The sequence below is a fragment of the Bacillus sp. FSL W8-1127 genome, assembly GCF_038006725.1.
Lineage (GTDB): Bacteria > Bacillota > Bacilli > Bacillales > DSM-4216 > Bacillus_O > Bacillus_O smithii.
The window spans coordinates 622956-635502 of sequence record NZ_JBBOVU010000001.1 but is presented as its reverse complement, the minus strand read 5'-3'; the positions used below and the strand labels follow the sequence as shown (position 1 = coordinate 635502).

Sequence of the window (12547 nt, the reverse complement as noted above, 5' to 3'; positions counted from 1 at the left end):
ATGGGTGTTGAGTCATGAAAAAAATCATCCGATTGATTGGTGTAAGTTTATTGTTCGTATTGATTGCAGCGGGTTGTTCCTCACAACAAGATACAGCAAAGACTAAGGATGGAAAGCAAAAGGTAACGATCATGCTGGATTGGTATCCAAATGCTGTCCATTCCGCCATTTATACAGCGAAAGAAAAAGGGTATTTTGCCAAAGAAGGGCTTGATGTTGACATTAAAATGCCGGCTGAAACCAACGATCCGTTGAAACTTGTCGCGGCAGGAAAAGTCGACTTAGCGATTAGCTACCAGCCGCAATTAATCGTTTCCCGTGCTGAAGGAATTCCGGTTGTATCTTTAGCGGCCATTGTCAGACATCCACTTGACTGTATAATGGTTCCAACTAACAGCTCAATCCACCGTCCTAAAGATTTGGAAGGAAAAAATATCGGCTATTCATCTATCGATATAGAACAAGCCATATTAAATACGATGATCCAAACAGACGGCGGCAATCCAAAAAAAGTCAAAAGGACGGATGTCGGCTTTGATTTAATTCCGGCGATCACCTCCAAGAAAGTAGATGGCATTATTGGCGGCTATATCAATCATGAACGCATCCTTTTAGAAAAAGAAGGACATCCTGTTCGGATATTTAACCCGGCTCAATATGGCGTTCCTGATTATTATGAGCTTGTTTTGGTTGCAAGCGAAAAAGGACTTCAAGAAAAGAAGGATGTGTATAAAAAGTTCTGGAAAGCTGTTGCAAAAGGGCAATCAGAAGTTACTAAAAACCCTCAAGCCGGTTTAAAGATTCTGCTTGACCATGAAAACGACAGTTTCCCTCTTGATAAACAAGTAGAAACAAAAAGTTTGAACATCCTGCTTCCTTTAATGAACAGCAAAGACAAGCCATTTGGCTATCAAGACCAAGAAGTTTGGGAACATGTTAACGATTGGCTTTACAAAAATAAGGTGATCAAAGAAAAGATCGACGTGAAGAAAGCCTTTTACAATATCAATCAATAAATAATCGATTGAGCAGGGGCCCACGATAAGAAATCTTATCGCGGGCTTTGTTCATTGAAGCCCATTTCTTTCAGCTAATCTCCATAACGGCGATGTCTGTCGTATCGGTCCAAATTCAAAGTCTCGCTTAACGCTTCTCCTCTTTTTCCGTTGACCATTTTCTTTTAACCAGGATATTTAAAAGTTTGTCTAAATGTCTACTATTTTCCACTCGTATGAATCGATCCATTTTGATATGATGACATATGGCATTCTTTTGCTTTGTAGACATGCAACATCGTCGTCAAGAATGACTCTCATATTTCCCATGGACCATTGATAAATTCTTATACTGTCCGACAGATTAACAGATTGCTTGACTGTTGATATGGATAGTGATTTGATAAAAACATCTAATAATATTATTGGATCCAATACGAAGGAATTGAAACAGAGTTCTTTCAGATTCATGATGGATCATTTACACTCTTTCTTTTAAGCTTCTTTTTATTGTGCTTGAGTGTATTTCTACCCTTTGTTCGTCTAGACTTACACTAGAATATTCGAGGTGGAAATCAATGAGTCAAACATTATTACAAATGAATACCATTTTCATCAGTATCATCATCGAAGCTTTGCCGTTTGTTGTCATCGGCGTATTTTTGTCAGCGTTGATTCAAATGTTTGTAACAGAGGAAATGATCGCCAAAATGATCCCAGCCAATCGTTTTGCTTCCGCCGCTCTTGGCTCTTGTATTGGATCGTTGTTTCCAGGCTGCGAATGCGGCATCGTTCCCATTACACGACGACTTGTACAAAAAAATGTTCCTCTCCATGCCGCCATTGCTTTTATGTTGAGCGGCCCGATTATAAATCCTATTGTCATATTTTCAACTTTCGTCGCTTTCGGGGACAGTTGGAAAATGGCGCTGTATCGCTGCAGCTTAGCCATTGGAGTTTCCATAGTCGTAAGCATTGCCATTTCTTATATATTTAATGATCAACAATTAAGACAAGCGATCGATCATTTTGCTCACAATCATTCACATGGTTCTCATAAAATGAGCCTTCGCTCGAAAATAGTCGGAACCATCGACCATGCCATTGACGAATTTTTCTCTGTTGGGAAATTTTTAATTTTTGGAGCCCTGATTTCTTCCGCCATGCAAACCTTTTTCAAAACGAGCGCTTTGCTTGAATTCGGTCATTCGAAAGTAACGGCCGTTTTGGTCATGATGGCGCTGGCTTTTATCCTGTCGATTTGTTCAGAAGCCGATGCATTTATCGCCTCTTCTTTTTCCGGGCTTTTCGGAACAGGTCCGATTATTGCTTTTTTAGTGTTTGGAGCGATGGTGGATATCAAAAATTTATTCATGATGCTTGACGCTTTTCAAAAACGGTTTGTGTTTGTGCTTGTTTCACTGATTGCTGTATGTGTTTTTGTCGGAGCATTAATCATTTAGCTAAGTGGCTTCTTTCACAACAATCCTGTTGCTTCAATCAAATGTAGAACCTTTTTAAACAGTCGACAGAGGAGACTTTGTATAGGAGGTGTTTATCGTGCTCAGGATTATTATTTTATTCGGCTTCACGTATTTTTTTATGATGCTGCACGCCAAAGGAGATATCAGCAAATATATTAATATGAAATATTCGTATCTTTCCTTCAGCATGATCTTTTTGATGGGCTTTTTAACGTTGTATCAATTGATTCAATGGGCAAGAGGCGATAAACGTAAAGATCACAATCACGATCACGACCATGGCCACGATCATTCCCATGACGAAGATACGATTTTGAAAAAAGTATTCACTTATACTATGATGCTGATTCCCATCATAACGGGCATTTTTTTGCCGGCAGCAACATTGGACTCCACAATCGTAAAAGCGAAAGGTTTTCACTTTTCTTTTATCGACAACGATACCGATCAATATGCCAACCATCAAATTTTGCGTCCAGATGCCAGCCCTTATTACGACAAAATTGCCTATAATCAAATGGACAAAAATGATTTGAAAAAATATGGGTCCGAAAACCGGATCGTTCTGGACGATAAACATTATTTTCGAGCGTTGGAATCCATTTATAACCATCCGGGCAATTTTATTGACAAAAAAGTTGTTTTAAAAGGATTCGCATATCGAACAGATGACATTGAAAACAATCAATTATTTGTTCTCCGCTTCGGGATTATCCATTGCATAGCCGATGCCGGAGTATATGGAATGCTTGTCGAGTTTCCAAAAGACATGAAGTCCCAAATACACAAAGATGAATGGCTGCAAGTAGAAGGAACGCTGGAAACCACTTATTATCAGCCATTTAAAGAAAATATTCCTTATTTAAAAGTAACCAAATGGGAAGAAATACCAAAACCGAAAGATCCTTATGTATATCGGCAATATTAATCTCACGACATCCGTAGATATTTCGGCCGCCGATGCCCGAAAAGAACCCCGTTCCAAATTCGGAACGGGGTTCTTGCATCTAAAGGATTGAAATTTTACAACGCGCCTTTTTGTTTTCTCTTCGTAATTCCATACGCAATGGCCAGAAGAATAAACCATACCGGGGTGACAAACAAAGCTACCCGCGTATCATCGGCCAGTCCGAGCACGACAAGAATAAATACAAAGAAGGCTAGCACAATCCAGTTTGAAACAGGAGCAAACGGCATTTTAAATGAAATTTTCTCAGCCTCTTCCGGTTTTAATTTCCGGAATCGCAAATGAGCGATTAATATAACGCCCCATACCCATATAAAGCAAATGGTTGAAATGCTCGTCACCAACGTGAACACTTGATCCGGTAGCCAATAGTTTAATAAAACACCGATCAAAAGCACAAGCGTTGAAGTGATAAGAGCAGGTGCAGGAACGCTTTGTTCATTCAGCTCTTTCAGCTTCTTCGGCGCTTTTCCTTCGTTTGCCAGCGTATAAAGCATTCGGCTAGTGCTAAAAATACCACTGTTGCAGGAAGAAGCTGCTGAAGTCAGCACGACAAAATTAATAATACCTGCAGCAGCAGGAATGCCGATAAGCGAAAACACTTTCACAAATGGACTGCTGTTCGGATCGACCCCATTCCACGGATAAATCGACATAATGACAAGTAAAGCGCCGATGTAAAAAATCAAAATGCGAATGGGTATATTGTTAATCGCTTTTGGCAAAGTAACTTCCGGGTTTTCCGCTTCACCGGCTGTCACCCCCACAAGTTCAATTCCAACATAGGCGAACACGACCATTTGGAAAGCCAGCAGAAATCCGGAAACTCCATTCGGAAAAATCCCGCCGTGGCTCCAAAGATTAGAAAACGTAGCATGGGTGCCGTGGCTTTTATATCCGGTAAAAACCAAAATCAATCCAATGACTATTAAGGCTACAATCGTCACAACCTTAATAATCGCAAACCAAAATTCCATCTCTCCGAACGCTTTTACTGTTGCCATATTGATTGCAAACAATACAAGAACACATATAAGCGCAGGGATCCATTGAGGCAAGTCGGGGAACCAGAATTTCACATACAAACCTACGGCTGTGATTTCGGCTATTCCGGTCACAATCCAACAAAACCAATAGGTCCAACCTGTAATAAAACCTGCCCACGGTCCGATAAACGTTTCAGCAAAATCCGTAAACGAACCTGTCGTCGGCCGATAAAGAAGCAATTCTCCCAAGGCGCGCATCATGAAAAAGAGCATAATCCCCGTAATCAAATAAACGAGCATAATAGAAGGCCCGGCAAAATGGATCGATTTTCCTGAACCCAAGAACAGCCCTACGCCGATTGCCCCCCCAATAGCAATTAGCTGAATATGCCGGTTCTTTAAACCACGCTGCAAAGATCTGTTATCTGACATTTGTTTCATCCTTTCTTTTCATACGCACTGCTTCCGTGTAATGGAAAGTTTTGTTTTTCCTGTTCCTTAAAGAACGTTTTTCGCCTCAGCTACACTGCCGATTGGACAGAATGGCAAGAGAACAAGTGATATGCAAATAAAGGGGGCTTGTCCGCCGAAAAATTATTTTCAGCAAACAAAAAAAGAGTTTTAGGAAGACTTTCCTGTTTCACACTCTTCCTTCACTCCACCACTCATGCTATTTCTTACTATTATACAATAAAATTCAACAAAACCAGAACCATTTTGAAAAGAATCTGAAAATTTCTTAAATATAAAACAGAAATATCCGGTGAAAGCCCCTCTACTTGCCCTTTCCTCGATCTTTGAAATGAAAACACCTATGTTATCGAAAAATTTTCCCAACTATTGCCATAATCCATCATTTTCAACATATCCTCCTTTTGTTTTATTTTAATTATTAGAATTTTTTATTTTTTCTTTATTGTATTACATGTCACAAAATCTTACAAGTTTTTCATTCCTTATCAATGGCTTTAGCCGCTGAGCATCTTTTGACGGCGCTATCGGCAAACAGTACGTTTTTCCTTCCTCTTATTTTATTTTGGGAAAATTGGAAAAGCACTAATGCTTCATCGAAAGAATATTTCTTTCGATGTTACAAAACCTATATATGATATTCCTCGTTGAATATCGCCTATCCTTTCAAAGAGGTGATAAGATGAGTTATAAAGATCAGCTTGATCCGCACTCAGAACTTTTTCACCACAATTGGACAAGACCGAAACGCTCCAAATCACAAGTGAACGGGCATACTGAAATGTCAAAAACCAATTTTATTTTAAGAAGAAACGCGAAAGCACACCGCTGGTAAACTCTTGAATTCACCAGGCTGGTCCACCGGTACAACAGTGGGACCAGCCTGAAAGTTTAAGAAGAGCTTCGGTACGGTGTTGCTATTGATTCTTCTATCACAAACGGGCTAAAAAGCGGAAACGATTAATCCTTTTTCTTTTTTGTCTCGGTAAAGGCGCCATTCTCTTTTCTTCCTTTATCGAATTCTAGACGGTCTCGATTTTAATTCCTTCTGCTTGAAATATTTCATGAATACGCTTGGCAAATAAAAGAGCATTCCGTCCGTCTCCATGGAGGCAAATCGTATCTGCTTGAATCCTGATTTCATGTTGATCGGCTGTGGCCACTTTTTGTTCTTTTACCATTTTCACTACTTGTCGGATGGCGGCTTCTTCACTCGTAATCAAAGCATTCGGCATGTTTCTCGGCGTTAATGTTCCATCTTTTTGATAAGTGCGATCAGCAAACACTTCATGCGCGACTTTAAGACCGATCGCTTCACCTGCTTTCGTCAATTCACTGTTGGAAAGTCCATACAATACGATTTCAGGATCGATCCGGTAAACAGCCAAGGCAATAGCATCCGCCAGTTCTTTATGGACGGCGGCCATATTATAGAGCGCACCATGCGGTTTCACATGATGGAGTTTTCCACCATTCGCTTGAACGAATCCTTGCAATGCACCCACTTGATAGACAACCAGCTGATAAGCCTCTTCAGGGGTAATCTGGGTATTTCTTCGACCGAAGCCGTGTAAATCCAATAAACCGGGATGGGCGCCAATACTTACGTCGTGCTCTAATGCCAGCTTTACGGTTTGATCCATGATGTTCGGATCGCCCGCATGAAAACCGCAGGCAATGTTGGCCGAGGAGATATAAGCCATCATTTCTTTGTCATTGCCAAGAGTATACCGACCAAAACTTTCTCCCATATCACAATTGAGATCCACTTTAAACATAGGCAACATCCCTCCATTTTAATTTGACAGCCGCTTTTAAATACGCAAGCTCTCGATGGACTTGGATCAGTATTTGCTGCGCTTCTTTCAAGCTAATCTCCTGAAATTGGATCGTATCTCCGGGCCGCATTTGACTCAGTTTCGGCAAATCCGCCTGAATCACCTGGCCAATCTTTGGATAGCCGCCCGTTGGTTGTCTGTCGGCCATCAAGATAATGGGCTGACCGTTCGGAGGCACTTGTATGGAGCCAAACGTTGCTCCCTCTGTGATTAATTCCTTGTTTTTCTTCAAACTTAAGGAAGGTCCTTCTAAACGATATCCCATTCGATCCGACTGAGGAGTAATTTGAAACGTCTCGGATTGAAATCGGGAAATCGCTTCTTCCGTAAACCAATCATATTGTCGGCCTTTCACAAATCGAATCGTATGGTCTTCCGTTCCTATATAATGGCGATAGCTGTTTCCAATCCCCCAAGAAACAGGAAGGATCCGGCTGGGCTGTCGAATCGGAATCCTGTCCCCGGACTCGAGTTTTCTTCCATGAAACCCGCCAATTTTTGCGCTTAAATGAGTACTTTTGCTGTTTAAGACTGAGGGAAGATCAAACCCTCCTTTTACGGCTAAATAGCAGCGGCTTCCTTTCACCGCCGCATGGAACCGAAGAACATCTCCTTTTTTCACAGAGATCGGTTTACCGTGTGCAATCGCCTCTCCATTTTTTTCAGGCAACATATCCGCACCAAATAAGCTGATCACCATATTTTCCTCAAACAGCAATGTCGGTCCGACGAAATTCATTTCTAATACCGCTTCGTTTTCAGGATTCCCTACCGTGATATTCGCTATTTTCATGGCAAAAGCATCCATAGCGCCGCTTACAATAAAACCGTATGACTGGTATCCGAATCGCCCCAAATCCTGAACAACCGTTAACATTCCTCCTTTTGTGACGTGAATTCCCATGTTTGATCCTCCCAATTTTCATAAACGTCTTTTGTAATCGGAACAAATCGAATCTCATCACCCGGAAGCAAAAAGGTGGGCGGATTTCGATCAGGATGAAATAAAGAAATTGGAGTTCTGCCTATTATCTGCCAGCCTCCAGGTGTTTCTATCGGATAAATCCCTGTTTGATATCCGGCAATTCCAACCGAACCTGCCGGAACTTTCAGTCGGGGTGATTTTTTTCTTGGAGTCGCGATGGATGGATCCATTCCTCCCAAAAAAGGAAACCCTGGGGCAAAGCCAAGAAAATAAACGTGATAGCTGGCGGATGAATGAATTTCAATCACTTTTTCGACTGATAAGCCGTTTGATTTGGCCACTTCTTCTAAATCAAGACCAAATTCCTCATCATAACAAACGGGAATGCACACTTTTCTTTCCGGAATCTTATACTGGATCCCATGATTCATTCGCTCCTTCAATTGTTGGCAAACCTGTTCATACGGATCATTCCCGCCCACTTCAACTGGATTGTAAAAAACCGTTAAAGTTGTATATGCAGGAACGGCCTCTAAAAATCCATGAAACGGCTTCTCATTTATGGCGTTTGCCAAATTCAAAATTTTTCGGTTTTTCTCTAATGAGATTCCTTCTCCGAAATCAATCGTCACGGCTGAATCTCCAAGTGGAGTAAAAACTGCATCCATCATCGTTGCACCCTTCTTTTAAAAATAAGAAATTAACGTGGTCTTTATCTCGGCACTGATGAACCAATATAAAGACAGGGGCGCAGATTACTCTGATTTTTCATAGCTTGTATCACATTAACACCCCTGATTCAGCTTGAATATTGTCCTATCCTATTTCATTATACTAAATAAAAATTATTTCTAAATATCTTTAAAATAACAACAGGCATATTTATTCGATAATTCTGTTTATTAAAAAATTGACAGCAAGCATTCCCCTTTTCCCCAAGGCAAAAATGATTCAAAATAAAGCCAAATCCCCGCCTTTCTATTTTTCATTTTGTAAAATAGGCAGCTGCCACTCTGCATCAGGTTGGGGCTTCACTTCCGAAATCACGATATGGGAAACGGTTTTAGCAAAAGTACATACCTCATTAATAAAATCTTCGATTTCCTTTAAACTCACGACAGACAGCTTGACCATATAACAAGATTCCCCGGTAATTCGATAACAAAACACCATCCGAGGATGACTCTCAATATATTGCTGAAAACGTTGATATTCGCCATTTTTAATCGATACTTCTATCAAACAATCGATCGCAAACCCTAATTTTTTTCGATTAATGGAAACCGTATATCCTTCAATGACACCTTGATCTTCCAATCGTCTTACCCGCTCTGCTACGGACGGAGGGGAAAGGTTTATTTTTTTGCCTAGTTCTCTCATCGACAATCGTGCATTTTTCTTCAATTCCTGCAAAATTCGTATATCAATTTCATCTATTTTCATTTGTAAACCATCCTTTTAAAATTCATTTCATATAAAATATATTATTTTTATTTTCATTATATTTGAAATGGTAATTAAATATCCACATTTTATAATAAAAGAAAAGGAGTGAGAATATGGAAGCTAGAATTTCATTTTCAAAAAATGGGGAAACCCCCTTTCAACAGCTGTTAGGACACAATAAGGAAATATTAGAAAAATGGAACGCACTAAGCAACGTGCTTTCGGAAGATTCATTACTTTCAGCTGATTTAAAGGAACAAATCAGAAGATCATTGGCGCAGCAAAACCAATGTGAATATTGCAAAGCGAAAGGAAAGCCCGATTTATCGAAGTTGGATGAATCTACAAGTCTTGCAGCCGCTTTCGCGGAAGTCATGTTGAAAACGAACGGTTCGCCCGGAAATTCTACTGTTCAACTGTTGAAAACTACCTTTACGGAGCAACAAATCAGTGAACTATGCGCATACATTTGCTTTACGATCGCTTCTCAATGGTTTGGAGCTGCTCTAGGATTAAAACCGTAATCAGCCAAATGGATCAACAACTGCTATTTTGTTTGACAGATAACAAAATAGCAGTCGATCCTCTTACAATCATTCGCTGATGAACCCGCCATAAAATAGCGAAAACCTTTCACTGACATGATGTTTCCACGATTTGTTTTATCTTTCCTGACTTCTCAAATCCCTAAACCAATTGGTCTTTCGTTTAATAATCAACCATCGAGAAAATCGAATGATACTATATTTCCAAAATGTCCAATTCATTAAATATTGTGTATTACATATAAAAATTTAAATTTTCAAATAAAAAGAATTCACATTATTTCGTGGTATAATCAACAAAAACCGTCATCAAAATACATTTGTCCTTGTGTGGTGAACATCGTGGAAAATACTCAATTAAAAAGAAATATCGGTTTTGTGGTTGCAACGTCTATCGTGATCGGAACAGTTATTGGTTCAGGAATTTTTATGAAGCCGGGAATTGTCCTTGCTTCTTCCGGCGGATCTACAATGGCGCTTTGGGCTTGGATCATCGGCGGTATCATTACGTTGGCAAGTGGATTAACGATTGCGGAAGTCAGTGTAAAAATTCCTAAGACCGGCGGCTTGTACGCTTATTTGGAAGAAGTGTACGGAAAGTTTTGGGGATTTTTATGCGGTTGGATGCAAACCATTATCTATGGACCGGCGGTTATTGGAGCCCTCGGATTATATTTCGGTTCACTCGTGGCAGATCTGGTCGGCTTGTCGGAAACCGGCAAACTTTTCGTCAGCGTTTCTTCCGTTCTATTTTTATTTATCCTTAATGCAATAGGTACGAATTTAGGTGGCTTCATTCAAAGTCTCCTCACAGTGGCCAAGCTAGTTCCTATCGCCATGATTGCCGTTTTTGGAATTTGGCATGGAGATAGTCATATTACAGGAATGAGCAGCGGAAACAGCCAATCGATCAGTATGGGGGCCGCCGTTTTAGCTACCCTTTGGGCGTATGACGGCTGGATGAATGTCGGTTTTATGGCCGGTGAAATGAAAAATCCGTCCAAAACGCTTCCGAAAGCGATTATTACGGGAATCGCCGTCGTGATGATAGCTTATCTTTCAGTGAATGTCGCTCTCCTTCACGTTCTCCCGGCAAGCAAGATCGTTGAGTTAGGGCCGAACGCTGCCCATACTGCCGCTTCGATTTTGTTTGGAGATATCGGCGGTAAATTAATTGCGATTGGAATATTGATTTCCATTTTTGGCTGTCTGAACGGAAAGATCATGACTTTTCCACGCATCTCTTTTGCTATGGCAGAAGATCGATTATTTCCTGGCGCAAAATGGTTGTCCAAAGTCCATCCTAAATTCCAAACTCCTTTATATGCCTCCTTGTTTGAAACGGTCTTAGCCATCTTATTTATGCTGGTGGGCAATCCTGACAGGCTGTCCGATATCGCTATATTCGTTGTCTTCTTGTTTTACGGATTAGCTTTTTATGCGGTTTTTCTGATTCGGAAAAAAGAAGACGGACGACAAAACAGCTTGTATAAAGTGCCATTATATCCGCTGACGCCTATCGTGGCGATCGTTGGAACTCTTTATATTGTCGGCAGTACATTAGTCGACAAACCGATAGATTCTTTCTTGTCCATTCTCGTCGCTTTAGCGGGAGTTCCGCTTTATAAATATTTAACAAGACGCATGCAGCCATAAACATTTTTTCATGGCTTGCATGATAAGGGTCTGCTCTCCATTTCCATAAAAAGGAATCCAGGAGTAGACCCTTTACTTTTGCAAGCAATGCTTATTTCGCCCAAAAAGGCTTCGATTGAACAGAAAACGCCATGGGAGGTTATTTGCCTTTGGAACGATTATGCCTTTCAAAATAAAAGAAGTTCGGTGGCGCAAAAATTATTTTCAGGAAGAGCGTTCACATGCAACCAAAATCTGCTTCCTTCAATTTGAAAAGCCATAAAAAGATGTCATTTTATGCTGAAAAATATTTTGACAGCGATCCATTTTTTTTCATTGAAAAGAAGGAATCATGACAAATCATGTAGAATTCAAAGAATAAAATTCCTGTATTTTCCTAACGTTGATTTAGGAAAATAGATGGGCCTTTTTAGGAGTGTTACTTCATATATGAACAATTTAATCCAAAAATGGCTGAAAAAAAAGGACTCTCACATTCCTGTCGAGGTCGAAAAAGATCCTAAAGAATCAAATGACGAAGTATCCAAGAAATCAGAAGACGATCATGCAACGATTGGACGTATGGCAGCTTTTTTTGCTCATGAAATACGCAATCCACTGACATCGATTATTGGTTTTGCCCAGTTTTTAGAAGAAAATCCAATCATCAAGTCAGACCCGTATACCGTACACTATACATCGATCATTAAAGAAGAAGCGCTGCGAATGGAGTCTCTTATTCAAGAGCTTCTTAGCCTGTCAAAGTCTTATTTGCACCAAGACAATCTTTCCATTATTGATGTCAAACATAGCATTGAAAAAATAGTCCATATTTTTTCCTTGCAAACTGCTCCTTCGAATATCCAGTTCCATTCTCATTTAGCGGATGAAACGTATATAACCGGAAATGCCAGCCGATTTGAGAGAGCGCTGATCAATTTGATCCAAAATGCAGTGGAAGCAATACAAGAAAACGGCACCATCGAGATTATCACCAAAAAAGAAAACAAATTCGTGATGATCTTCATCATTGACAGCGGTCCGGGAATTTCACCCGAACATCTCGAACAGATTTTTTATCCATTTTACACAACAAAGGATGAAGGAACCGGCATCGGATTGCCAATCTGCAAAACGATTATTGAAACGCTGAATGGAACTTTGGATATCCAAAATCATCCGACGAAAGGGGCCCAAGTCACAGTCAAAATTCCACAAAGCCAGCAAATATATCACAAAAGTTAAAATTATTATT

12 protein-coding genes are annotated in these 12547 nt (G+C 40.2%); 7 read left to right on the top strand and 5 right to left on the bottom strand.

The annotated features are described in order from the left end of the window. Positions 1-14 precede the first annotated feature (14 nt). From NST12_RS03000 to NST12_RS02990, 3 genes are all read left to right on the top strand, one after another. Positions 15-1016 (top strand): ABC transporter substrate-binding protein, encoded by a 1002-nt coding sequence (locus tag NST12_RS03000; RefSeq protein WP_341100191.1) that lies wholly within the window; start codon positions 15-17, stop codon positions 1014-1016. Between the two features lie 557 nt (positions 1017-1573). Then, the gene (locus NST12_RS02995; RefSeq protein WP_341028475.1) at positions 1574-2458 is read left to right on the top strand and encodes a permease; all 885 of its coding nucleotides are present in this window, start codon (positions 1574-1576) and stop codon (positions 2456-2458) included. A gap of 97 nt (positions 2459-2555) precedes the next feature. Continuing rightward, positions 2556-3407, top strand: coding sequence for a TIGR03943 family putative permease subunit (locus NST12_RS02990; protein ID WP_327797225.1), 852 nt, complete (start codon positions 2556-2558; stop codon positions 3405-3407). A 95-nt stretch (positions 3408-3502) separates the two neighbouring features. Here NST12_RS02990 and NST12_RS02985 read toward each other — a convergent pair whose 3' ends face one another. Beyond that, the gene (locus tag NST12_RS02985) at positions 3503-4864 is read right to left on the bottom strand and encodes an amino acid permease (RefSeq protein ID WP_328202384.1); all 1362 of its coding nucleotides are present in this window, start codon (positions 4862-4864) and stop codon (positions 3503-3505) included. Positions 4865-5585: 721 nt separating this feature from the next. Here NST12_RS02985 and NST12_RS02980 point away from each other — a divergent pair. Continuing rightward, the gene (locus NST12_RS02980; RefSeq protein ID WP_081473049.1) at positions 5586-5738 is read left to right on the top strand and encodes a YpzG family protein; all 153 of its coding nucleotides are present in this window, start codon (positions 5586-5588) and stop codon (positions 5736-5738) included. Positions 5739-5925: 187 nt separating this feature from the next. Here NST12_RS02980 and NST12_RS02975 read toward each other — a convergent pair whose 3' ends face one another. The 4 genes from NST12_RS02975 to NST12_RS02960 form a co-directional block, all read right to left on the bottom strand. Then, the gene (locus NST12_RS02975) at positions 5926-6681 is read right to left on the bottom strand and encodes a LamB/YcsF family protein (RefSeq protein WP_048622674.1); all 756 of its coding nucleotides are present in this window, start codon (positions 6679-6681) and stop codon (positions 5926-5928) included. Next, entirely contained in the window at positions 6674-7645 is a 972-nt protein-coding gene (locus NST12_RS02970; RefSeq protein WP_341100188.1) for a 5-oxoprolinase subunit C family protein, read from the bottom strand. Before NST12_RS02970 ends, NST12_RS02975 begins: the two co-directional genes overlap by 8 nt. After that, a complete protein-coding gene (gene pxpB, locus NST12_RS02965) occupies positions 7612-8337 on the bottom strand; it encodes a 5-oxoprolinase subunit PxpB (protein WP_341028470.1) in 726 nt (241 codons plus the stop codon). Before pxpB ends, NST12_RS02970 begins: the two co-directional genes overlap by 34 nt. Positions 8338-8644: 307 nt before the next feature. Further along, a complete protein-coding gene (locus NST12_RS02960) occupies positions 8645-9109 on the bottom strand; it encodes an Lrp/AsnC family transcriptional regulator (RefSeq protein ID WP_048622671.1) in 465 nt (154 codons plus the stop codon). Between the two features lie 116 nt (positions 9110-9225). Between NST12_RS02960 and NST12_RS02955 the strand changes: the two genes are divergently transcribed. The 3 genes from NST12_RS02955 to NST12_RS02945 all read left to right on the top strand — a co-directional run bounded on the left by NST12_RS02955 (position 9226) and on the right by NST12_RS02945 (position 12537). Then, entirely contained in the window at positions 9226-9636 is a 411-nt protein-coding gene (locus NST12_RS02955; RefSeq protein ID WP_048622670.1) for a carboxymuconolactone decarboxylase family protein, read from the top strand. Positions 9637-9999: 363 nt separating this feature from the next. Then, a complete protein-coding gene (locus NST12_RS02950) occupies positions 10000-11313 on the top strand; it encodes an APC family permease (protein ID WP_341028468.1) in 1314 nt (437 codons plus the stop codon). A gap of 429 nt (positions 11314-11742) precedes the next feature. After that, positions 11743-12537, top strand: coding sequence for a sensor histidine kinase (locus NST12_RS02945; RefSeq protein ID WP_327797231.1), 795 nt, complete (start codon positions 11743-11745; stop codon positions 12535-12537). Positions 12538-12547 lie beyond the last annotated feature (10 nt).

What these genes read in the sequence shown, in the direction of transcription:
- NST12_RS03000 (WP_341100191.1), top strand. Translation starts at nt 15, where the DNA reads ATGAAAAAAATCATCCGATTGATTGGTGTAAGTTTATTGTTCGTATTG.
- NST12_RS02995 (WP_341028475.1), top strand. Translation starts at nt 1,574, where the DNA reads ATGAGTCAAACATTATTACAAATGAATACCATTTTCATCAGTATCATC.
- NST12_RS02985 (WP_328202384.1), bottom strand. Translation starts at nt 4,864, where the DNA reads ATGTCAGATAACAGATCTTTGCAGCGTGGTTTAAAGAACCGGCATATT.
- NST12_RS02980 (WP_081473049.1), top strand. Translation starts at nt 5,586, where the DNA reads ATGAGTTATAAAGATCAGCTTGATCCGCACTCAGAACTTTTTCACCAC.
- NST12_RS02975 (WP_048622674.1), bottom strand. Translation starts at nt 6,681, where the DNA reads ATGTTTAAAGTGGATCTCAATTGTGATATGGGAGAAAGTTTTGGTCGG.
- NST12_RS02970 (WP_341100188.1), bottom strand. Translation starts at nt 7,645, where the DNA reads ATGGGAATTCACGTCACAAAAGGAGGAATGTTAACGGTTGTTCAGGAT.
- pxpB (WP_341028470.1), bottom strand. Translation starts at nt 8,337, where the DNA reads ATGATGGATGCAGTTTTTACTCCACTTGGAGATTCAGCCGTGACGATT.
- NST12_RS02960 (WP_048622671.1), bottom strand. Translation starts at nt 9,109, where the DNA reads ATGAAAATAGATGAAATTGATATACGAATTTTGCAGGAATTGAAGAAA.
- NST12_RS02955 (WP_048622670.1), top strand. Translation starts at nt 9,226, where the DNA reads ATGGAAGCTAGAATTTCATTTTCAAAAAATGGGGAAACCCCCTTTCAA.
- NST12_RS02945 (WP_327797231.1), top strand. Translation starts at nt 11,743, where the DNA reads ATGAACAATTTAATCCAAAAATGGCTGAAAAAAAAGGACTCTCACATT.